This window comes from Streptomyces sp. NPDC090088 (genome assembly GCF_044747345.1).
In the GTDB taxonomy this organism is placed as follows: domain Bacteria; phylum Actinomycetota; class Actinomycetes; order Streptomycetales; family Streptomycetaceae; genus Streptomyces.
The window spans coordinates 255,175-276,922 of the sequence record NZ_JBIVDZ010000004.1; the positions used below are offsets into that span (position 1 = coordinate 255,175).

Sequence of the window (21,748 nt, forward strand, 5' to 3'; positions counted from 1 at the left end):
ATGGACGCGGCGGTACCGGTGGCGGCCGGGGTGCCGGCGGATGCCGTACTGCTCGGTTTCGTACGGGCGTTGCGGGCCGCGGGCGTGGACGCGAGCGCCGAACGCGGATACGCGTTCCTGCGCGCCGTGGCCGCCCTGCGGCCGGGCCTGCGTGCGGACGTGTACTGGGCGGGGCGGGCGACGCTGTGCGGCGGCCACGACGACCTGGAGCGCTACGACCGGGTGTTCGCCGCGTACTTCGGCCGGACCAGGCCGCCTCCCCCGCCGCCCGCGCGCACCGCTCCCCCGCCCCGGCTGCGGCTCGTCGCCCGGGAGACGGCAGCGGCACCCCGGCCCCCCGGCGAGGGCGAGCCGTCCGCTCCGCCCACGCCCACGCTCGCCAGCTCCGCCGAGGTGCTGCGGCACCGTGACGTCACCGGGCTCGACGCCGCCGAACGGGCCCAACTACGCCGTCTGCTGGCCGCGTTCGCGCTGGTGGGGCAGGTCCGGCGGTCGGCCCGGCGGCGGCCCGCCCGGCGTGGGGACGTCGATCCGCGCCGTACGGTACGGGAGTTGCTGCGGCGCGGCGGCGAACCGGCCCTGCTGCGACGGCACGCGCGGGTGGCCCGGCCGCGCCGGGTGGTGCTGCTCGTCGATGTGAGCGGCTCGATGGCGCCGTACGCCGACGCACTGCTGCGGTTCGCGCACGCGGCGGTGCGCGCGGGCCGCACCGAGGTGTTCACCATCGGCACCCGGCTCACCCGGGTGACCCGCGAACTGTCGCACCGGGACCCCGATCTGGCGATGGAGTCCGTCGCGGCCGCGGTGCCCGACTGGCGCGGCGGCACCCGGCTCGGCGAGCTGCTGCGCGAGTTCCTGAACCGGTGGGGACAACGCGGCATGGCGCGCGGCGCGATCGTCGTGCTGCTCTCGGACGGCTGGGAGCGCGGCGACCCGGAGCTGCTCGGACGGCAGATGCGCCGGCTGCACGGCCTGGCGCACCAGGTGGTCTGGGCGAACCCGCGCAAGGCGCGGCCCGGTTACGCGCCGCTGGCGGCCGGGATGGCGGCGGCGCTGCCCAGCGTCGACGCCTTCGTCGAGGGGCACAGCCTGGCGGCGCTGGAGCGGCTCGCGGCGGTGGTGCGCGGCGCGTCCACGACGTCCGGCCGGAGAGGAGCCGAGCGTGCGTGAGATTCTGCCGGCGCTGGCCGGCTGGCACGCGGCCGGGATCCCCTTCGGTCTGGCCACGGTGGTCGCGGTCAGCCGCAGCGCGCCGCGCGGACCCGGCGCCGCGATGGCGGTGGGCCCGGACGACGAGGTCCTGGGCAGTGTCTCCGGGGGCTGCGTCGAGGGTGCCGTGTTCGAACTGGCGCAGGAGGTCGTGGCGAGCGGCGAACCCCGCCTGGAGACCTTCGGCTACAGCGACGAGGACGCCTTCGCGGTGGGGCTGACCTGCGGCGGCGAGATCACCCTGCTGGTCCGGCCGGTGACCGCCGCGTCCGACCCGGCGTTCGGCGCGGTCGCCGCGTCGGTCGCCGGCGGCGAACCGGTGACCGTGGCCACGGTGGTGGACGGGCCCGCGCCGCGCGGCGCCACCCTCGCCGTCTGGCCGGACCGGGTGGCCGGCACGCTCGGCACGGAGGGCCTCGACATCGCCGTCGCCGCGGACGCGCGCGGCGAACTCGCGCTCGGTGCCTCGGTGTTGCGGCACTACGGCCCGCGCGGAGAGCGCCGCGAGGACGCGGTCACCGTCTTCCTCCAGTCGTTCGCGCCGCCGCCGCGCATGCTGGTGTTCGGTGCGATCGACTACGCGGCGGCGGTGGCCCGGATCGGTGACTTCCTCGGCTACCGGGTCACCGTGTGCGACGCCCGCCCGGTCTTCGCCACCCCGAAGCGCTTCCCGGCGGGCGTCGAGGTCGTCGTCGACTGGCCGCACCGCTACCTCAGGGGCACGGACACCGACGACCGCACCGTCATCTGCGTCCTCACCCACGACCCGAAGTTCGACGTCCCGCTGCTGGAGGAGGCGCTGCGCCGGCCCGCCGCCTACATCGGGGCGATGGGCAGCCGCCGTACCCACGACGAACGGCGGGCCCGGCTCGCCGAGGCGGGTCTCACCGGGGCCGAGCTGGACCGGCTGCGCTCACCGCTCGGCCTGGACCTGGGCGCCCGTACCCCCGAGGAGGTGGCGGTGTCCGTCGCCGCCGAGATCGTCGCGCTGCGCTGGGGCGGCAGCGGCGCCCCGCTGACCACGACCGCGGGGGCCATCCACCATCCGGTCGCGCCCTGAGCCGAGGAGGAAGTCATGGAGCTGCACCACGAGTTCACCGTCCCGGTCCCGGCCGACGAGGCCTGGCGCGCCCTCCTCGACATCGAACGGGTCGCGCCCTGTCTGCCGGGCGCGGTCGTGGAGGACTACGACGGCAAGACCGTGACCGGCTCGGTCAAGGTCAAGGTCGGCCCGGTCACCGTGGCCTACCGGGGCACCGCGGTCTTCGAGGAACAGGACGCGTCGGCCCACCGGATGGTGCTGCTGGCCAGCGGCCGGGAGACCCGTGGCCAGGGCACGGCCCGGGCGACGGTCACCGCCACCCTCACCGAACGCGAGGGCGCCACGGCGGTCTCGGTCCGCACCGACCTCACGGTGACCGGCCGTCCGGCCCAGTTCGGCCGCGGCGTCCTGGCGGAGGTCGGCGACCGCCTGGTGGGCCAGTTCGCGACCTGCCTCGCGGAACGGCTGACCGAGCGGCCACGGCACCTGGCCGAGGACGACGAGGCGCCGCAGCCGCTCGACCTGCTGCGGACGGCCGGGGTGCCGGTGGCCAAGCGGGCCGCGGCGGTGGCCGCCGTACTCGCCGTGCTCACGGTGGCGGCGGCACGGCTGCGCCGGCGTCGGCGGCAACACACCAGGCCGCGCTGACGTGTTCCGCCCGTCGAACACTATGAACACAACGTCCGGACCGTGGTTCCGGTCCCGGACCGCTCCCTAGCATCGCCGCGGACGGCGCGAAGAAGCGCCGACGACGACAGGGAGCCGCGCCTTGGACAGGTCGAGAACCCCCGTACGGGTCCGCCGGACCGGCCGCCGCCGACGCACCGGACTGCTCGCCTCCGTGGCGGCGGCCCTCGCCACCGCCTTCGTCGGCGCCCCGCCCGCGCAGGCCGGGACACCGCCGCCGACCCCCGTCTCCTGCCCGGCCCAACTCGACGGCAGGGCCGCCTGTTACACCGGTCGGGACGCCCACGGCGCCGCCTACGCCATCGCCGTCCCCGCGCACTGGAACGGCTCCCTGGTCGTGCACGCGCACGGCGGCCCCGACCTCGGCACCGGCTCGGACCCGGCGCGCAGCGCCGACGACCTGGCCCGCTGGTCGGTGATGGTGAAGGAGGGGTACGCCTGGGCGGGCTCGTCCTACCGCAGGGGCGGCTACGGCACCCGGATGGCCGCCGAGGACACCGAGAACGTGCGCCGGCTGTTCGTCGAGAACTTCGGGAAGCCGAAGCGCACTTATGTGCACGGTCAGTCCTGGGGCGGGGACGTAGCCGCCAAGGTCGTCGAGGTGTACGGCGGGCGGGGCGGACCGTACGACGGGGCGCTGCTCACCAGCGGTGTCCTCGGCGGCGGGTCCCGGGGGTACGACTACCGCGTCGACCTCCGCGTCGTCCACCAGTACTACTGCCGCAACCTGCCCCGGCCGACCGAGCCCCCGTACCCGCTGTGGCAGGGGCTGCGCGCGGACTCGACGCTGACGACGGCCGGACTGCGCGCCCGGCTCCAGGAGTGCACGGGCTACGCCTCGGCCCCGCAGGAGCGCACCGCCCTCCAGCAGCGCAACCTCGACGACATCCTCGCGGTCACCGGGGTCCCCGAGCGCACCCTGGAGTCGCATCTGCGGTTCGCGGTCTTCACCTTCCGGGACATCGTGCACGACCGGCTGGGCGGCCGTAATCCGTTCTCGAACAAGGGCGTTCGGTACTCGGGGTCGCACGACGACCAGGCGCTGAACGCCGGGGTCGAGCGGTTCGCCGCCGATCCGACCGCGGTACGCGACCTGTCGTACGACAGCGATCTCACCGGCAGGGTGTCGATCCCGGTCCTCACGCTGCACGCCATCGACGATCCGACGGCGTTCGTGGAGCACGAGGCGGCCTACCGGGCCACCCTGCGCGGCGCCCACCGGGACGGCCACCTCGTGCAGACGTTCACCCACGAGTCCGAGCACAGCGCGCTGAGCGACGCGGAGTACGCCGACTCGATCGCGGCACTGGACGGTTGGGTGCGCACGGGCCGGAAGCCGACGCCCGAGGCGATCGCGGACTCCTGCGCCGCGTTCGACCGGGTCTACGCCACGGGCTGTTTCTACGACCCTGCCTTCCGTCCCGCCTCCTACGCCTCCCGGGTCCGCCCGCGGCCGGGCGGGCTGCACTGGCCCGCCATGACGGCGGCGCAGGAGAAGCGGTGGAGCGCGATCGCCGGGGTCGGGATCGCCCCCTGACGGGTCCCCTCAGCGCGGCGGCAGCCGGTGCAGGGTGACGTCCGTGAGCACGCCGTCGGCGACGGCCGCGGTGAGGTAGGTGCGGTGCGGCTGGCGGCGCCGGTCGGTGGGCGAGCCGGGGTTGAGCAGCCGCAGTCCGCCCGGTGCCGTGCTGTCCCAGGGGATGTGGCTGTGCCCGAAGACCAGGACGTCCAGGTCGGGGAAGCGGGCGGCGCAGCGGGTCTCGCGGCCCTGGGCGGGACCGGTCTCGTGGATCGTCCCGAACCGCAGGCCGCCCAGGTCGGCGTAGGCCACCTCGGGGAGCCGGGCGCGCAGTGCGGGGCCGTCGTTGTTGCCGTACACGGCGATCAGCCGGCGGCTGTGCCGCTCCAGCAGGTCGAGGGTGGCCTCGTCGACCCAGTCGCCGGCGTGGAACACGACGTCGGCGCGCGGGAGTTCGGCCAGCAGCTGGTCCGGGAGCCGCTTGGCGCGCAGCGGGAGGTGCGTGTCGGAGGTCAGGAGCAGACGCAGGCGCACCCGGCCAGCGTAGCCAATGACCCCGCCCGGAGATCTTCAGTCCAGACTTAACAGTTTCAGCTGGACAGTTTCAGCTGTCGGTCCTAGGGTGGGCCGCATGGCAGAGATCACCGATTCCGCGACCCGCGCGGCGCGCGACCTGCGCGTGATGTTCAGCAGGCTGCGCCGCCGTATCCGGGAGGTCGCCCAGGACGCGGACCTCACCCCGTCGCAGGAGTCGGCGCTCACCCTGGTGTCGAAGCACGGCGCGGCCACGGCCAGCGCGCTCGCCTCCGCCGAGGGGGTGCGGCCGCAGTCGATGGCGACCACGCTGGCCGCGCTCGACCAGCAGGGGCTGATCCGCCGCAGCCCCGACCCGACCGACGGCCGCCGCCAGCTGGTCACCCTGACCGAGGCCGGCCAGGCCCGGGTCGAGGGCAACCGGCAGGCGCGCGACGAGTGGCTGGCCCGCGCCTTCCAGGAGCGGTACACCGAGGACGAGCGGCACACCCTGCTCACCGCCATCGAGCTGCTGGAACGGCTGTCGCGGCCGTGATACCGCGACCGGCCGCCGCGATATCGGGCAAGAGCACCCGCCCCGCCCCCGCCGGCTTCGACCGGCGGCTGATCGCGCCGATGGTGCTGGGTTCCGTACTGAACCCGATCAACTCCTCGATGATCGCGGTGGCCCTGGTGCCGATCGGCATCGCCTTCGGGGCGCCGCCCGCCGAGACGGTGTGGCTGGTGACCGCGCTCTACCTGGCGACCGCCGTGGGGCAGCCGGTGATCGGGCGGCTCGTGGACATGTACGGGCCGCGCCGCCTCTATCTCGTGGGTACGGGTCTGGTGGGCGTCGCCGGACTGCTGGGCGCGCTGGCTCCCACGCTGGGCGTGCTGATCGCGGCGCGGGTACTGCTCGGCTTCGGCACCTCGGCCGCGTATCCGGCGGCGATGCGGCTGACCAGGAGCGAGGCCGAGCGCACCGGGCAGGACAGCCCGGCCGGGGTGCTGACCGCGCTCGCCGTGTCCGCGCAGACCGTGGCCGTGGTCGGTCCGACGCTGGGCGGGGTGCTGATCGGCGCCGGCGGCTGGCACATGGTGTTCACCGTCAACGTGCCGCTCTCCGCGGCCTGTCTGGTCCTCGGCGTCAAGTGGCTGCCCAGGTCCGGGGCGCCCGAGCGGGGACAGCGCATGGACCTGCCCGGCATGGCCCTGTTCGCCGTCCTGCTGGTTACGCTGATGCTGTTTTTGATGGGCCCGCGGCCCGACCGCTGGTACCTGCCGGCGCTGACCCTCGCGACGGCCGCCGTCTTCGCGGCCCGCGAGCTGCGGGTGCCCGACCCGTTCGTCGACCTGCGGGTCCTCGCCGGCAACGTCCCGCTCGTCGTCACCTATGTGCGCCAGCTCCTCGCGTACACCACCTCGTACGCCTTCCTGTACGGCTACACGCAGTGGCTGGAGCAGGGCCGCGGGCTCAGCGCCTCCGCCGCCGGGCTCGTCCTGCTGCCGCTGTCGGCCGCCGCGCTCGTCACCGCCACGGTCACCGGCCGCCGGGAGGCCGTCCGCGGCAAGCTGCTGGTCGGCTCCGTGCTGCAGATCGCCGGCTGCTCGGCGCTGCTGCTGGTCGACGCCGGCAGCCCGGTCTGGGCGCTGCTCGCGGCCGGCGCGCTGCTCGGCGTCCCGCAGGGGCTGCTCGGGCTCGCCGCGCAGACCGCGCTGTACCGGCAGGCCGACCCGGAGCGGATCGGCTCCGCGGCCGGGCTGCTGCGGACCTTCATGTACCTCGGCGCGCTGGGAGCCTCCGCCGCGACGGCGGCCTTCTTCCCGCACCGCGCCGACACGGGCGGGCTGCACGGCCTGGCCCTGTTCATGCTCGCCGGCTCGGCACTGCTGCTGGCGATCACGCTGCCGGACCGCTCCCTGGCCCGGCTCACACCCACCCCCCGAAAGGCCTGACCCACCCCATGTCTCTGAGCACCCTCGACCCCCGCACCGCGCTCGTCGTCATCGACCTCCAGCAGGGCATCGTGGGCATGCCCACCCAGCCGTACTCCGGCACCGAGGTGGTGGCCCGCACGGCCGAGCTCGCCGACGCCTTCCGCGCCAAGGACCTGCCCGTGGTCCTGGTCCGGGTCTCCTTCGCCGCCGACTTCGCCGACGCCGTGCCGGGCCGCACCGAGCGCCAGGCGCGCGGCCTCGCCTTCCCGGAGGGCTGGGACACCGTCGTCGACGAACTGTCCGGACACGACGGCGACATCCGTGTCACCAAGCACAACTGGAGCGCCTTCCACGGCACCGACCTGGACGTCCAGCTGCGCCGCCGGGGCATCACCCAGATCGTGCTGACCGGCATCGCCACCAGCATCGGCGTGGAGTCCACCGCCCGGGACGGCTACGCGCACGGCTACCACGTGACGCTCGCCACGGACGCGATGGCCGACGCCGACCCGGAGGCGCACCGCGGCTCCGTGGAGCGGATCTTCCCGCGCCTCGGCGAGTCCGGTACCACGGCGGAGGTGCTGGAGCTGCTGGCCAAGACGCACAGCTGACTCATGACCCGGTCTTGGCCCGGGCCGAGGCGAGTCCTGGGCCACGACCGGGTTAGCATTCGGCCACAAGCACGTGCCGCCCAGGGAAACCGGCGGCTTTATCCAGGGGGCTAGGAAGCCGGATGCCGGTCAAAGTCAGTGTTGTCGTCCCTGTCTACAACCCGGGGCCCTATATCGAGGACTGCATCGCCTCGCTGCTCCGGCAGTCGCTGCCTCGCGACGAGTACGAAGTGATCTTCGTGGACGACGGCTCCAGTGACGAGACCCCGGCCCGGCTGGACGCGCTCGCCGCCGAGCACCCGCACATCCACGTCATCCACCAGGAGCCGTCCGGCTGGTCCGGCAAGCCCCGCAACGTGGGCATCGCCGCCTCCCAGGGCGAGTTCGTGATGTTCGTCGACAACGACGACTTCCTGGGCGACGAGGCCCTGGAGCGGATGTACGACTACGGCGTCGCGAACGAGGCCGACCTGATCATCGGCAAGATGGCGGGCAAGGGCCGCCCGGTGCCGGTGGAGCTGTTCCGCCGCAACCACCCGCGGGCCACCGTCGACAACGCCCCGCTGATGGACAGCCTGACCCCGCACAAGATGCTGCGCCGGTCCTTCCTGGACCGCATCGGGCTGCGCTTCCCCGAGGGCCGCAGGCGGCTGGAGGACCACGTCTTCGTCGCCGAGGCCTACCTGCTCGCGTCGAACATCTCGGTGCTCGGCGACTACGTCTGCTACTACCACATCAAGCGGGACGACGCCTCGAACGCCGGTTTCCAGCGCTTCGACCCGGTCGGCTACTTCGCCAACCTGCGCGAGGCCCTCGACGTCGTCGAGCGCTACACCGAGCCCGGCCCCACCCGCGACCGGATGTTCCGCCGCTGGCTGCGCAGCGAGATGGGCGAGCGGCTGCGCGGCAACCGGTTCCTCAAGCTGCCGGACGACTACCGCAGGGAGCTCTTCGACGAGATCCACAAGGTGATCGCCGAACGCATGGGCCCGGCCGTCTTCGCCCTGCTCGAACCGGCCCACCGGGTGGTCACCGAGCTGGCCGGCGCGGGCCGCTACGAGGACGTGCTCGCCGTCGCCGAGTGGGAGGCGTCCATCGGCCCCTCGACGGCGCTGGAGAGCGTCGCCTGGGACGGCGGCGCCCTGAAGATCGACTTCAGCGCCGAGTACAGCGCCGGCGGCGCGCCCAAGACCTACCCGGCCGACACCACGCCCGTCCCGCTCGACGGCCCGCCGGCGACCGCCGCCGAGGCCATCGCGTTGCTGGAGCGCGGCACCGCCGCCCGCTTCGACCGGGCCAACGTCGACCTGATGATGCGCGAGCGGGAGACCCACGCGCAGTTCTTCCAGCCGATCGAGTTCACCCGCGAGACCGTTCCCGCCGAGGGCGAGCCGGACCGGGTCCGCCTGGTCGTGAAGGCGACGGCGACCGTGGACCCGGCCACCGCCGCCGGCGGCTCCCCGCTGCCGGCCGGGCTCTACGACGCGTTCGTCCGGCTGACGATCGGCGGCTGGACCCGCGAGTACCGGCTGTTCCCGGTCTCCAGGGAGCCGTTCCCCGCGATGCCGGTCCCGGGTGTCGTCGGCGGTCTGCGCGTGCTGCCCTACTGGACGGTCAAGAACAACTTCGCCCTCGACGTCGACATGGCCGGCAAGCGGCTCGGCTTCGGCGACCTCAAGCCCGCGGACTTCACGGTCGCCGGTGACCGGCTGCGCGCGGTGCTGCCGTTCCATGTCGCCGGTGACGTCAAGGCGGCGCTCCGGCTGACCGGTCCGAAGCCCGCCGCCGAGGTGCTGGAGGTGCCGGCCACGCTGTCGCCCGCCGAGGGCGGCGGAGCCGTGCTGGACGCCCCGCTGCCGGTGCGGTCGCTGCAGCAGGGCGGCTGGCGGCCGGCCCTGTGCCTGGTCGCGGACGCCGCCGAGCCGCGCTTCTTCACGCTGCCGCTCGTCGTGCGCAACTCCCCCGAGGGCCTGAAGGTCGCCAAGCCGGCCCCGAAGAAGCCCAAGGCGGCCACGCCCAAGCCGGCCTCCAAGCCGAGGCCGAGCGCCGCCCGCAGGCTGGCCCGTAAGCTGCCGCTGCCGGTGCGCCGGGCCCTGGCCAGGGCCCTGGGCCGAGGCAGGACCGCACCCACCGCACGACAGGAAGGCAAGTGACACCGTGCGACCGCTGAGCATCGAAGGCGCCTGGATCCAGGAGCCCAAGGTCTTCCCCGACGACCGGGGCAGCTTCCACGAGTGGTTCCGGGCCGGGGAGTTCCGCGAGGCCCTCGGCTACGACCTCGACCTCGCCCAGGCGAACTGCTCGGTCTCCCGACGGGGCGTGCTGCGCGGCATCCACTTCGCCGACGTGCCGCCGAGCCAGTCCAAGTACGTCAAGTGCGTGCGCGGTGCCGTGCTCGACGTCATCGTGGACATCCGGGTCGGCTCCCCCACGTTCGGCAACTGGGAGGCGGTCCGGCTCGACGACGACAACCGGCACGCCGTGTTCCTCTCGGAAGGCCTCGGTCACGCCTTCATGGCGCTGACCGACGACGCCACCGTGGTGTACCTGTGCTCGGCCGGATACGCGCCGGGCCGCGAGCACGGCATCAACCCGCTCGACCCGGAGCTGGGCATCGAGTGGCCCGAGGGCCTCGCGCCGGTGCTGTCGGAGAAGGACGCCGAGGCGCCGTCCCTCGCGGAGGCCGCCGCTTCCGGGCTGCTGCCGACGTACGCGGACTGCGTGGCGTACTACGAGCGGCTGCGCGGCTGAGACCACGGCCGAGGAGCCGGACCCGGGCCGGGTCCGGCTCCTCGGCACATCCGTGTCAGGACTTCGCGTAACGCTGCTTCAGCGCGCTCCGCTTGTTCGTGCCCTCGGCATTCCTGCCCTTCTCGATGATCACGAGATTGTGGTAGAAGTGCATGCCGACGATATTGAGGTCGGTGTACGTCGGCTGATAGTTCTCCGTGACGAATTCCTCGTAATTCAGCCCGTCCACCAGCCGCTTGAGCATGCCCATACTGGTGTGCGCGGCTTCGAGGTCCTCACTGCCCTGCCATTCGGGCCAGTAGGAGGACTGGGTGTCCTCGACGATGTAGATGCCACCGTCCTTGAGCCGCGGGAAGAGCGTGGCGAACGTGGTGAGCACATGCGGACTGCGGTGACTGCCGTCGTCGATGATGACGTCCAGATCACCGATCTTGTCCGCGACGGTGTTCAGCGACGTCGGGTCGGACTGGTCGCCGATGAACGTCGTGATGCGTTCCTCGTCGACAAATGACTTGTCCTGGATGTCCATTCCGAAAATCCGCGCCTTCGGGAAGAACTGCTTCCACATGCGCAGCGAAGCGCCGCCCTGGCCTGGCCTGTTGTAGCCGCCGATGCCGATTTCCAGCAGGTTGAACGACTCGTTCTTCAGGTGCCCGAGATGGCGTTGGTAGTGCTGGGTGTAGCGGTGTATTCCCCACTTGTCCGTCTTGAAGTGCTGGGCGAGTTTGTTCAGGTCACCGGAGATCGCGTCGAGTCCGGTCGGCTTGGGCGGCTTCACGGGCGGCCGGCCGGAGAAGCGCCGCTTCACCCGTCGCAGGACTCGCACATTCTTCTCACCCAATACAGACTTCACGGTCGCTCGGATCGACATCGCGGGACAAATCCTTTCCGCACCCGACTCACAAGACATTCAAAGCATCATGGTAGTGATGCCGGGCAATCCACAAGGGGCGAACACAGAGACATCCGAAAAAAAGGCCGGACGGGCTCCCGGTATTCCGGTGATACGGCACAGGGCGGCCGGCGCGCGCTCGGTGAGCGTGCGCCGGCCGCCCTGTGGCGGAGTGGATACCCGGTGTCCTAGGCGGAGATCTCCTTGCGGATGAGCGGCAGCCCCTCGCGCAGGGCCTCGCGCCAGTCCCGCAGCGGTTCCAGGCCGACCTCGGACCACCGGTCGTGGCCGAGGGCGCTGTACGCGGGGCGGGGTGCCGGGCGGACGAAGGCCTCGCTGGTGGTGGGGCGCACCCGCTCCGGGTCGGCGCCGAGCAGCCGGAAGACCTCGCGGGCCAGCTCGCACCAGGTGGCCGCGCCGGAGTTGGTGCCGTGGAAGACGCCGTGCGCGCGCTCGTCCCGGCCGAGGCGGGGGCCGAGGTCGGCGATCCGGGCGGCCAGGTCGGCGCTCCAGGTGGGCTGTCCGCGCTGGTCGTCGACGACGTCGAGGGTGTCCCGGCGGGACTCCAGCTCGATCATCGTGCGCACGAAGTTCTTCCCGTGCGTGCCGTACAGCCAGGCCGTGCGGACGACCGCGCTCGCGCCCGGGAGTTCCGCCAGGACCGCCCGCTCGCCCGCGAGCTTGGTCCGCCCGTAGGCGGTGCGCGGGGCGGTGGGGTGGTCCTCGGGGTACGGGCTGGTGCGGGCCTCGCCGTCGAAGACGTAGTCCGTGGAGACGTGGACGAGACGGGCGCCGTGCCGGGCGGCGGCGCGGGCCAGCAGGCGCGGGCCCTCGCCGTTGATCAGCAGGGCGCGCTCCTCGTCGGTCTCGGCGTCGTCGACGGCCGTGTACGCGGCGCAGTTGACCACCAGGTCGGGCGTGTGCCCGGCGAGCGCCGACTCCGTCGAGTCGGCGTCGGATATGTCGAGGTCGGCGCGGCCGAGGGCCACGACCTCCGCACCCCGGCGGGTGAGTTCCTCGACCACGTCGTGGCCGAGCATCCCGCCCGCTCCGGCGACGAGCCACTTCATCAGTGCTTCCCCTGCTCCTTGCGCGGCTCCAGGGCGGCGCGCTCCTTGAGCGGCTCCCACCAGGCGCGGTTGTCGCGGTACCAGGCGACGGTGTCGGCGAGGCCGGAGGTGAAGTCGTGCTTGGGGGTGTAGCCCAGCTCGTCGTGGATCTTGCTCCAGTCGACGGAGTAGCGCTGGTCGTGGCCCTTGCGGTCGGCGACCCGGTCCACGCGCTCCCAGTCGGCGCCGCAGGCTTCGAGGAGCAGCCCGGTGAGCTCCTTGTTGCTGAGCTCGGTGCCGCCGCCGATGTTGTAGACCTCGCCGGGCCGGCCGCCGGTGCGGACCAGGTCGATGCCCTGGCAGTGGTCCTCGACGTGCAGCCAGTCGCGGACGTTGCTGCCGTCGCCGTAGAGCGGGACGTTCTTGCCGTCGAGGAGGTTGCTCACGAAGAGCGGGATGACCTTCTCGGGGAACTGGTGCGGCCCGTAGTTGTTGGAGCAGCGGGTGACGCGGACGTCCAGGCCGTGGGTGCGGTGGAAGGCCAGCGCCAGCAGGTCCGAGGAGGCCTTGGAGGCGGAGTACGGCGAGTTCGGCTGGAGCGGGTGGCTCTCGGGCCAGGAGCCGGTCTCGATGGAGCCGTAGACCTCGTCGGTGGAGACGTGCACGAACGGGCCGACGCCGTGGCGCAGGGCCGCGTCGAGGAGCGTCTGGGTGCCGACGACGTTGGTGCGGACGAACGCGCCGGCACCGTCGATGGAGCGGTCGACGTGCGACTCGGCCGCGAAGTGCACGACCTGGTCGGCCTCGGCCATGAGCTTGTCGACCAGCTCGGCGTCGCAGATGTCGCCCTCGACGAAGGTCAGCCGGGGATGCGACGCGGGCAGGTTCGTCAGGGTGCCCGCGTAGGTGAGCTTGTCCAGCACGGTGATGTGCGGCGCGTCGGGGCCGTCGGCGGCGAGCAGGCCGCGGACGTACGTGGAGCCGATGAAGCCGGCCGCGCCGGTGACGAGGAGATTCATGAACGGATCTGCACCTTGCTGTGGTCTCCGAGTACGAGGCGGTGGGCGCTGGGGGTGCCGGCCGCGGGGGTCACCTCGACATGCCGGCCGATCAGCGAGGACTCGATCCTGCCCACCCCGTCGATGGAGGAGTCCCGCAGCACTATGGAGAACTCCAGCTCACTGTCCGTGATCCGGCAGTTCTCGGCGACCGACGTGAAGGGGCCCACGTACGAGTCGGCGACGACGCTGTCGGCGCCGATCACGACCGGCCCGACGATCCGGGAGTTGGTGACGGTCGCGCCCGCCTCGACGACCACCCGGCCGACGAGCTGGCTGGCCTCGTCGACCTCGCCGTCGATCCGCGGCTCCTGGCTCTCCAGGACGGTCCGGTTGACCTCCAGCATGTCGACGACGTTGCCGGTGTCCTTCCAGTAGCCCTTGATCACCGTGGAGCGCACGTCGGCGCGCTGGTCGATGAGGTGCTGGATGGCGTGGGTGATCTCCAGCTCGCCGCGCCAGGACGGCTTGATGGCGCGCACCGCGTCGTGGATGGCGGGCGTGAAGAGGTAGACGCCGACCAGGGCGAGGTCGCTCTTGGGCTCCTGCGGCTTCTCCTCCAGGCCGATCACCTGGCCGTCGGCGTCCAGCTCGGCGACGCCGAAGGCGCGCGGGTTGGGCACGTGGGTGAGGAGGATCTGGGCGTCCGGGCGGGTCTCGCGGAACTCGTCGACCAGTCCGCTGATGCCGCCGACGATGAAGTTGTCGCCCAGGTACATGACGAAGTCGTCGTCCCCGAGGAACTCACGCGCGATCAGCACCGCGTGGGCGAGGCCCAGCGGGTGCTCCTGCGGGATGTAGGTGACGTCCAGGCCGAACTTCGACCCGTCGCCGACCGCCTCCTCGATCTCGGCGGCGGTGTCGCCGACGATCATCCCGACCTCGGTGACGCCCGCGGCGGCAAGGGATTCGAGCCCGTAGAACAGGACGGGTTTGTTCGCCACCGGTACGAGCTGTTTCGCCGATGTGTGGGTGATCGGCCGCAGCCGGGTTCCGGCACCGCCGGAGAGCACCAAAGCCTTCATTCGCTACACCTTATAGGTGAACATCTGATTGAGACGTTCTTCTGTTTTCCTGATTGGTTACGACAGTATGACCTTGGTGCGGATGTCATGTGGCCACGAGGTGCCCCGAACAGGCATCTCGCCCGTTTTGTACGTTTATTTCGGCGCACGGTAAGAATCCGGTCAGGAGTTCTCCGGCTCGGCCGCCGCGCGCTCCACCTCCGCCTCCACCTCGGGCCGCGGTCTGCCCTCGTCACGGGCGTACTCGCTCAGCGCGGTCAGTTCGTCCCGGGCCAGGTCGCGCCAGGCGCGCAGGGCGGTCTCGTAGGTCTCCGACTGGGCGCCGCCCGGCTGCTGCAAAGCAGGCGGTCCGTAGGCGTCGCGCAGTTCCAGCACCTTGTCGTGGGCCGCGTCGGCCGCGCGGTGCTTCGCCACCAGCTCTTGGAAGGTGTGTGCCACGACAAGACCCTAAGAAGGACCGGCCCGCGCCGCCTCCCGAGACGGCCGGCTCAGTCCGCGTCGGCGTCCAGGACGAGGTCCGCCCACACCTGTTTGCCGCCGCTGGCCGGGACCGTCCCCCAGGCGACCGACATGGCCTCGACCAGGAGGATGCCGCGCCCGCCGGTGGCCTCCCAGCCGATGTTGGGAGGTTTCACCGGACTGCGCGGCGAGGCGTCGGCGACGGCGATCCGCAGCCGGTGGTCGAGCAGGGTCAGGTCGAGCCGGACCGGCCCGTCGGTGTGGATGAGGGCGTTGGTGACGAGCTCGGAGACCACCAGGAGGGCCGTGTCCATGGTGTCGTCGGTGATCCCCCAGGAGCGCAGGGTGCGCTTGCTGAAGCGGCGGGCGTGCCGGGCGGCCTCGGGGACCCGCCACACCGTCCAGCTCTCCCGCAGCGGGCGGACGGCCATGCCGTCGTAGCGCATCAGCAGCAGGGCGACGTCGTCGGCGCGGTGGGCGTTGTCGAGCAGGGCGTCGGCGACCAGGCCGAGGTCGCCGGGGTCGGCGGCACCGAGGCCGTGGGCGAAGCGCGCCATGCCGTCGTCGATGTCGGCGCCGGGGGACTCGACCAGGCCGTCGGTGGTGAGCGCGAGCACGGTGCCGGGGCGCAGGCCGATCTGGGTCATGGGGAAGTCGGCCTGGCCGAGCACGCCGAGCGGGGGGCCGCCCTCGGTCTCGGTGATCTCCGTGCCGCCGTCCGGGTGACGCAGGACGGGCGGCAGATGTCCGGCGCGCACGCACCAGGCCGTGCCGTCCTCCATGTCGACGTCGACATAGCAGCAGGTGGCGAAGAGGTCGCTCTCCATGTCCATGAGGAGCCGGTTGGCGTGCGAGACGACCACGTCGGGGGTGTGCCCCTCGGCCGCGTAGGCGCGCAGCGCGGTGCGCATCTGCCCCATCAGGGTGGCGGCGGCCGCGCTGTGGCCCTGGACGTCCCCGATGACGAGGGCGACGTGGTTGTCGGCCAGCGGGATCACGTCGTACCAGTCGCCGCCGACCTCCAGGCCCACGGTGGTGGGCAGATAGCGGGCGACGGCCTCGCCGCCGGGCAGCAGGGGCAGCCGGCGGGGCAGCAGGGCGCGCTGGAGCATGCCGACCAGTTCGTGCTCGGCGTCGAAGGCGTGGGCGCGCATCAGGGCCTCGCCGGCCAGGCCGGCGGCGGCGGTGAGCAGGGCGCGTTCGTCGGAGCCGAAGTCGTGCGGGCTGTCCCAGCCGATCAGGCAGGCCCCGGCCATCCGGCCGCCGGCGGGCAGCGGGAGGATGGCGAGGCCGCCGGGGCCGACCTCGGCGAGGGCGGGTTCCAGGGTGGCCGCGGCGGGCCAGATCTGCGCCCGGCCCTCGCGCAGGGCGGCGGCGAGGGTGGGCATGGTGCGCACGGGCGCGTCGGGCCACTCGGTGCGCCACTCGCTGCGCCACAGGTCGGGCCACGACTCGGCGTCGGGCGGGTCGAGGACGGTGACGACCAGGCGCTCGTTCTCCAGTTCGGCCAGGGCGATCCGGTCGGCCTTGAGCGGCCCGCGCAGGGCGGTGACGACGGCCTGGCTGACGTCCTTGACCGTGAGGGCGGTGGCCAGGGCGGCGGCGAGCCGCTGCACCCGGACCACGTCGCTGACGTCGGAGCGGAGCGTCGAGGCGTCCGCGACGGTACCGGCCAGGCGGGCCGGGCGGCCCTCGCCACCGGGCACCAGTCGGCCGCGCAGCCGCAGCCACTTGGGCGGGCCGGACGGCTGCAGGACCCGGAACTCCAGCTCCCGGTCGCCGATGGACATGTGGTCGGCCTCGACGACCGACATCAGGGCGGGCAGGTCGTCCGGCACGGTACGGCCCAGCAGCGTCTCGACCTTGCCGTCGAACTCGTCCCGGTCCATGTCGAAGAGGCCGAGGAGGCCGTCGCCCACCTCGATCCGGCCGGTGTCCATGGCGAGGCTGAACGCATGGGCGGGCAGTTCGCCGGTCTCGACGGCGGGCGGCGGGGCGGGCAGGGCGATCGCGTCGGCGACCAGGGCGAGGCAGGCCCGGTCCTCCGGTCCGAACCCGTCGTCCCGCTCGCTGGTCACGACCAGCAGTCCGGCGGCGCCGGGCACCGGCAGCGCGCCCAGCCAGAACTCCTGGGACGGGGTCCGCCGTGCCTCCGGGCAGTCGGCCAGTTCGTCGGGGCCGAGCCAGAGGGGCCGCCCGGTGCCGTACGCCTCCGCCGCCGGGGACTGCCCCACGGACGGATAGGCGTCCCGCAGCCCGTACAGGGTGCGGGGCAGGCCGGCCGACTCGGCGAGGCGCAGCACGGTCCCGTCGTCGCCGGGCGTGTACACCCCGGCGAAGGCCGCGCCGGCGAAGACCAGTGCCTGTTCGAGGACGCGGCGGAGTCGATCGGGTGCGCCGGGATCGCCCGTGAGCGTTTCGAGGGCGATTTCGGCGCGATCCGTTCTCGTTCCGCGTACCGCAGCGCCCTCACTGACCACGCCGCCATTACAGCGCTTATGAGGCGTCTGCGCAGCCCCTGTGACCATTCCGTGGAGGCGGCGGCGCCACCGCGCTCGAAAGGCACCGGCCACGACCTGACCCGTGCGTGCCCCGGCCACGGAAGGGGAGGCGGGCGGACAGGCGCTACGAGGTGTACGCGCCGGTCGTGGCGATCGTGCGGGTCCCCTCGTACCCGCGGACCGGCCGCGCTGCCGGGCCTCGATGGCGGAGGGGATTCTCGCCTCCGCCACCTCGGAGCACAACATGGCCCGTTCGGCGAGGCCGGCGCCCGCGGGCGGGCTCACATATGGCGCGGTCGAGGCCGCCGGGCTCCGGCCGCGACGGCTCGCCGAACCACTCCCGGACGCGTCCCGGCCGGGGCGGGCAGGGCCGGTCGCGTTGCGGCACGGAGTTCCGGCCGTCAGGGTGCGCGGAGGCGCACGCCCCGCGCCCGGATGCGGCCGCAGGCTTCGGCTCCGGGGGCGGGCGCCGGTGCGAACGGGGTGCGCGCGCCGCCCGGTGTGCGGGCCGGTACCGCTCTCGCCATGCGCCGGTCGCCGCCACGAGGGAGCCTTGATCCCGAGGACGCGACGCGCGGCCGGACGAGGAGGTGGTCGGGCGTGTCCGAAGGGATGGGGGCGCCTCCGGCCCCGGTGCGGGCGGGCGTATGGGCGCAGGCGGACGACGGCGCCCGGGCCGGCCGGCCCCTGTTGTCGCTGGCACTGGCCTCGATGATGGAGGAGGTCCAGGCCCACTCCGGCGCGGTCTATCTGATGGCCGCGGACCAGCCGGTCCTGGAAATGGCGGTGGCCGCGGGGCTGCCCCGGGTCTTCGCGGCGCCCTGGGAGCGGGTCGGGCTGAGCGCGCCGATCCCGGTGGCGGAGGCGGTGCGTGAGCGGCGTCTGGTGTGGGTGGGCGGGGAGGAGGACATGGCGCGCCGGTTTCCGCGGATCGCGGTGGTGCTGCCGTATCCGTTCGCGCTGGCCGCGCTGCCCGTGGCGACGGCGGAGACGGTGTTCGGTGCGGTGTACGTGACCTGGCCCGGCGCCCATCCGACGGTGCTGTCCGACCGGGAGCGGGAGGTGCTGACGGCGGGGTGCGACCGGCTGGCGGTGCGGCTGGAGCGGGCCGCCCGGGAGAACCGGGCGCCGTGGGCCGAGCCGGAGCCGCCGGAGCCGCAGCCGGCGCCGTCGGCCACGGGTCCGTCGGCCATGGTGGAGGCGGCGCGGATGGTGGGCCGGCTGCCGTACGGGCTGGCCTCGCTCGATGTGCACGGCCGGGTCGTCTTCGCCAACGGGGCGGCGGCCGAGCTGCTCGGCGTCCGGGTCGACGATCTGCTCGGCACCCAGCCGTGGGTGTCGGTGCCGTGGCTGAACGACCCGATGTACGAGGACCGCTACCGGGCGGCGCTGATCAGCCAGCATGTGACGTCGTTCGTGGCGCTGAAGCCGCCGGGCGACTGGCTGTCGTTCCGGATGTACCCGAGCACGAGCGGGCTGACCACCCGGATCAGCCGGGCGCGGGCGGTCGCCGAGATGGTGGGCGCGCTGCCGCGTGCCGAGGCGGCGGCCTCCCCCAGGCTGGTCACCATCTCGCAGGTGCTGAGCCTGGCCGGGGCGCTGACGGAGGCGGTCGGGGTGCAGGACGTGGTGCAGCTGGTGGCGGACGAGGTGGTGCCGGCCGTCGGCAGCCAGGCCCTGGTGGTCCTCGGGTCGCGGGGCGGCCGGCTGCACGTCCTGGGGCACCGGGGGTACGAGGATCCGCGGACCGTGGAGCGGTTCGACGGCGTTCCGCTGGCCGAACGGACGCCCGGCACCCATGTCCTGAACACCGGTGTGCCCGCGTTCTTCGAGTCACGACAGCAGCTGGAGCGGCTGTACCCGGACCGGCGGGAGACCCCGGACGGGTTCGCCGCCTGGGCGTATCTGCCCCTGATCGCGTCGGGCCGGCCGGTGGGCACCTGTGTCCTCGCCTATGCCGAGCCGCACGCCTTTCCCGCCGACGAGCGGGCCGTGCTCACCAGTCTCGGCGGGCTCATCGCGCAGGCGCTGGAGCGGGCCCTGCTCTACGACGCGAAGAACCAGCTGGCGCACGGTCTCCAGGCCGCCCTGCTGCCGCACTCGCTGGCCCCGCCGCCCGGTATCGAGGCCGCCGCGCGCTATCTGCCGGCCATGCACGGCATGGAGATCGGCGGCGACTTCTACGACCTGGTGCCGACCCGCCCGCTGGCGGCGGCGGTGATCGGGGACGTCCAGGGGCACAACGTGACGGCGGCCGGGCTGATGGGCCAGATCCGCACCGGGGTACGGGCTTTCACAACGGTCGGGCAGGCCCCGGAGGAGGTGATGACCAGCACCAACCGGCTGCTGATCGACTTCGGCGCGGACCTGTTCGCGAGCTGTCTGTATCTGCGGCTGGATCCGGCGCGGGGCCAGGCGGTGATGGCGCGGGCGGGGCATCCGCCGCCACTGCTGAGACGCCCGGACGGCCGGGTCCGGGTGCTCGACCTGGCCGGGGGCCCGCTGCTGGGCATCGACGCGGAGGCGACCTACCCGACGACCGAGGTGGCCCTCGCTCCGGGCTCGGTGCTCGCCCTGTACACCGACGGCCTTGTGGAGTCCCCCGGGGTGGACATCGAGGACGCGCTGGTCGATCTCGGCGAACTCCTCGCGGAGAGCGGCGACCAGCCGCTGGACAAGCTGGCCGACACGCTCGTGCGACACAGTGCGGCGGCGCAGGAGCGTGTCGACGACGTGGCCGTGCTCTTGCTCAGAGCACAGGACGACGGCTAGGCCGCCGACCGGACGCGGTCCGGCCCTCCCGCCGGAGGGCCGGACCGTCCGCTGTGCGACCGGAACCGCTTGGCTGGGCCGATCAGCGGTTCTTGGATCAGTGCGAGGACTCGTTGCTGTTGTCGCTCACGCCGGTCCCGGACTGGTCTCCCGTGCCGGTCTGGTCGCCGGTGCCGGTCGCGTCACCGGTACCGGTGTCGTCCCCGGTGCCGCTCTGGTCGCCCGCCGTGGCGGACGGGTCGACGGCCGTGGCGGACGGGTCGGCCGCGCCACCGATCTGGTCGCCGCCGGCCTGGTCGCCCGTGCCGTCCGTGGCGGACGGGTCGGCCGTGGCACCGGCGTCACCGGCACCGGCACCGGCGCCCGCGCCCGCGTCGCCGAGGGTGGCGCCGGTCGCCTGCAGGGCGGTGGTCACCGGCTGGAAGAAGGTCTCGCCGCCGGAGGTGCAGTCGCCGCTGCCGCCCGAGGTGAGACCGACCGCGCCGCCGTCCTGGGTGAACAGCGAGCCGCCGCTGTCGCCGGCCTCGGCGCAGACGTTGGTCTGGATGAGACCGGTGACGGTGTCGACGCCGTTCGGGTCGGTCTCGCTCTGGAAGTTGACGGTGGCGTCGAGACCGGTGACCTGGCCGTCGTGCAGACCGGTGGTGGAGCCCATCCGGAACACCGTCGTGCCGACGGTCGCGTCCTCGGCCTGGTTGATGGCGACGGTCTGGCCGTTGCCGATGTTGACCTCGCTCGGCGCCTGGGTGGTGGCGTCGTTGTACTTGACCAGCGAGAAGTCGCCGTCGCCGGGGAACTGGGCCTGGTCGACGGTGGCGATGGGCTGGCCGCCCTCGGTGTCGGACCAGTCCTTGGCCGCGACCCCGCAGTGACCGGCCGTCAGGAAGGCGGGGCTGCCGTCCGAGGCGGTGACGTTGAAGCCGAGGGAGCAGCGGACCTCGCCGTCGGCCACCTGGGAGAAGATCGCGTCGCCGCCGGAGACGAAGGTCTTGAAGGTGCCCGAGGACTTCTTGAGGGTGGCCATGTTCGAGCCGAGGCTCTGGACCGTCGACTCCAGCGTGTCCCACTTGGAGCCGGTGACGGTGCTGTCGGCGGTGACCACGACCTTGTTGGTCTTCGGGTCGACGGCCCAGGCGGTGCCCGGGATGGTCGCCTTGGTCTTGAGGGTGGCGGCGGCCGCCTTGAGCGCGGAGGTGCTGTTCGCCACCTGGCGGACGACCGCGCCGGCCTTCTCGGCCTGGACGATCACGTTGTTGTCGCCGTTGATGACGTTGACGACGAGCTGCTGCTTGCCGCTGTCGTAGTAGGACCCGGCGAAGGCCTGGCCGAGCAGGTCCTGGAGCTGTGCGGCAAGATCCGAGGCGCCCGAGGCCTTCAGGGTCTTGGGAGCGGCTGCGGAGGCGTCGTTGTTGCCGTCCTGGGACGCGTTGGCGTTCGGCAGCAGAATGGCCGCAGCTCCGAGCGCCACGACACCGCCCACCGCTATGGCGGCCTTGCGCTTCGGAATTCGCTTGTGACTCAAACTTCTCGACCTCCAAGGGACGGAGTGCCTGCCGTAGTAGGGCAGTTGTTCGTGAGCGGCGCCTGGATGCACGTAGGTACGGGCGGGTCACGTGGTGCGTTCAATTCCGGTTCTTGACTTCCTCTCACCCATGGGAAATCGGCCACGGCGCGCGGGGCGCGGGGCCGTTGCGCGTGGCGTGCCGCGGGGCCGGGAACAAT

General features: G+C 72.9%; 18 protein-coding genes. 10 read left to right on the forward strand and 8 right to left on the reverse strand.

Annotated elements, in window-relative coordinates; all coding sequences use genetic code 11:
• From ACIPSJ_RS21290 to ACIPSJ_RS21305, 4 genes are all read left to right on the forward strand, one after another.
• Window positions 1-1,170 (forward strand): VWA domain-containing protein, encoded by a 1,170-nt coding sequence (locus ACIPSJ_RS21290; protein WP_401347737.1) that lies wholly within the window; start codon window positions 1-3, stop codon window positions 1,168-1,170.
• A complete protein-coding gene (locus ACIPSJ_RS21295) occupies window positions 1,163-2,269 on the forward strand; it encodes an XdhC family protein (protein WP_401347738.1) in 1,107 nt (368 codons plus the stop codon). Before ACIPSJ_RS21290 ends, ACIPSJ_RS21295 begins: the two co-directional genes overlap by 8 nt.
• Before the next feature lie 15 nt (window positions 2,270-2,284).
• Window positions 2,285-2,899 carry an SRPBCC family protein gene (locus ACIPSJ_RS21300; RefSeq protein ID WP_401347739.1) on the forward strand — a complete coding sequence of 205 codons (615 nt, stop codon included), beginning with the start codon at window positions 2,285-2,287 and terminating at the stop codon, window positions 2,897-2,899.
• Between the two features lie 121 nt (window positions 2,900-3,020).
• The gene (locus ACIPSJ_RS21305; RefSeq protein WP_401347741.1) at window positions 3,021-4,475 is read left to right on the forward strand and encodes a hypothetical protein; all 1,455 of its coding nucleotides are present in this window, start codon (window positions 3,021-3,023) and stop codon (window positions 4,473-4,475) included.
• A 9-nt stretch (window positions 4,476-4,484) separates the two neighbouring features.
• Here the strand turns inward: ACIPSJ_RS21305 and ACIPSJ_RS21310 are convergent, their stop codons facing one another.
• Window positions 4,485-4,985 carry a metallophosphoesterase family protein gene (locus ACIPSJ_RS21310; protein WP_401348652.1) on the reverse strand — a complete coding sequence of 167 codons (501 nt, stop codon included), beginning with the start codon at window positions 4,983-4,985 and terminating at the stop codon, window positions 4,485-4,487.
• A gap of 103 nt (window positions 4,986-5,088) precedes the next feature.
• Between ACIPSJ_RS21310 and ACIPSJ_RS21315 the strand changes: the two genes are divergently transcribed.
• From ACIPSJ_RS21315 to rfbC, 5 genes are all read left to right on the forward strand, one after another.
• Window positions 5,089-5,526 carry a MarR family winged helix-turn-helix transcriptional regulator gene (locus ACIPSJ_RS21315; RefSeq protein WP_401347743.1) on the forward strand — a complete coding sequence of 146 codons (438 nt, stop codon included), beginning with the start codon at window positions 5,089-5,091 and terminating at the stop codon, window positions 5,524-5,526.
• Complete coding sequence (locus ACIPSJ_RS21320; protein ID WP_401347745.1) at window positions 5,523-6,926, forward strand: MFS transporter; 1,404 nt, start codon at window positions 5,523-5,525, stop codon at window positions 6,924-6,926. The genes ACIPSJ_RS21315 and ACIPSJ_RS21320 overlap by 4 nt, the downstream gene beginning before the upstream one ends.
• An 8-nt stretch (window positions 6,927-6,934) precedes the next feature.
• Window positions 6,935-7,519 carry a hydrolase gene (locus ACIPSJ_RS21325; protein ID WP_359216568.1) on the forward strand — a complete coding sequence of 195 codons (585 nt, stop codon included), beginning with the start codon at window positions 6,935-6,937 and terminating at the stop codon, window positions 7,517-7,519.
• Window positions 7,520-7,641: 122 nt separating this feature from the next.
• Window positions 7,642-9,672 (forward strand): glycosyltransferase family 2 protein, encoded by a 2,031-nt coding sequence (locus ACIPSJ_RS21330; RefSeq protein WP_401347747.1) that lies wholly within the window; start codon window positions 7,642-7,644, stop codon window positions 9,670-9,672.
• Window positions 9,673-9,676: 4 nt separating this feature from the next.
• A complete protein-coding gene (gene rfbC / locus ACIPSJ_RS21335) occupies window positions 9,677-10,270 on the forward strand; it encodes a dTDP-4-dehydrorhamnose 3,5-epimerase (protein ID WP_355726320.1) in 594 nt (197 codons plus the stop codon).
• 55 nt (window positions 10,271-10,325) lie between these two features.
• Here rfbC and ACIPSJ_RS21340 read toward each other — a convergent pair whose 3' ends face one another.
• The 6 genes from ACIPSJ_RS21340 to ACIPSJ_RS21365 all read right to left on the reverse strand — a co-directional run bounded on the left by ACIPSJ_RS21340 (window position 10,326) and on the right by ACIPSJ_RS21365 (window position 17,281).
• On the reverse strand, window positions 10,326-11,141 hold the full coding sequence (locus ACIPSJ_RS21340) for a class I SAM-dependent methyltransferase (RefSeq protein WP_359216575.1): 816 nt from the start codon (window positions 11,139-11,141) through the stop codon (window positions 10,326-10,328).
• A 209-nt stretch (window positions 11,142-11,350) separates the two neighbouring features.
• Window positions 11,351-12,232 carry a dTDP-4-dehydrorhamnose reductase gene (rfbD, locus tag ACIPSJ_RS21345; protein ID WP_401347749.1) on the reverse strand — a complete coding sequence of 294 codons (882 nt, stop codon included), beginning with the start codon at window positions 12,230-12,232 and terminating at the stop codon, window positions 11,351-11,353.
• A complete protein-coding gene (gene rfbB, locus ACIPSJ_RS21350; RefSeq protein ID WP_401347751.1) occupies window positions 12,232-13,230 on the reverse strand; it encodes a dTDP-glucose 4,6-dehydratase in 999 nt (332 codons plus the stop codon). Before rfbB ends, rfbD begins: the two co-directional genes overlap by 1 nt.
• On the reverse strand, window positions 13,227-14,294 hold the full coding sequence (locus tag ACIPSJ_RS21355) for a glucose-1-phosphate thymidylyltransferase (protein ID WP_355719898.1): 1,068 nt from the start codon (window positions 14,292-14,294) through the stop codon (window positions 13,227-13,229). Before ACIPSJ_RS21355 ends, rfbB begins: the two co-directional genes overlap by 4 nt.
• A gap of 162 nt (window positions 14,295-14,456) precedes the next feature.
• A complete protein-coding gene (locus ACIPSJ_RS21360; protein WP_359225130.1) occupies window positions 14,457-14,732 on the reverse strand; it encodes a hypothetical protein in 276 nt (91 codons plus the stop codon).
• 50 nt (window positions 14,733-14,782) lie between these two features.
• Window positions 14,783-17,281, reverse strand: a complete 2,499-nt coding sequence (locus ACIPSJ_RS21365; protein ID WP_401347753.1) for a SpoIIE family protein phosphatase — start codon at window positions 17,279-17,281, stop codon at window positions 14,783-14,785.
• A gap of 585 nt (window positions 17,282-17,866) precedes the next feature.
• Between ACIPSJ_RS21365 and ACIPSJ_RS21370 the strand changes: the two genes are divergently transcribed.
• Entirely contained in the window at window positions 17,867-20,026 is a 2,160-nt protein-coding gene (locus tag ACIPSJ_RS21370) for a SpoIIE family protein phosphatase (protein ID WP_401348654.1), read from the forward strand.
• Between the two features lie 97 nt (window positions 20,027-20,123).
• Here the strand turns inward: ACIPSJ_RS21370 and ACIPSJ_RS21375 are convergent, their stop codons facing one another.
• Entirely contained in the window at window positions 20,124-21,548 is a 1,425-nt protein-coding gene (locus ACIPSJ_RS21375; protein ID WP_359225122.1) for a S1 family peptidase, read from the reverse strand.
• Window positions 21,549-21,748: the final 200 nt, after the last annotated feature.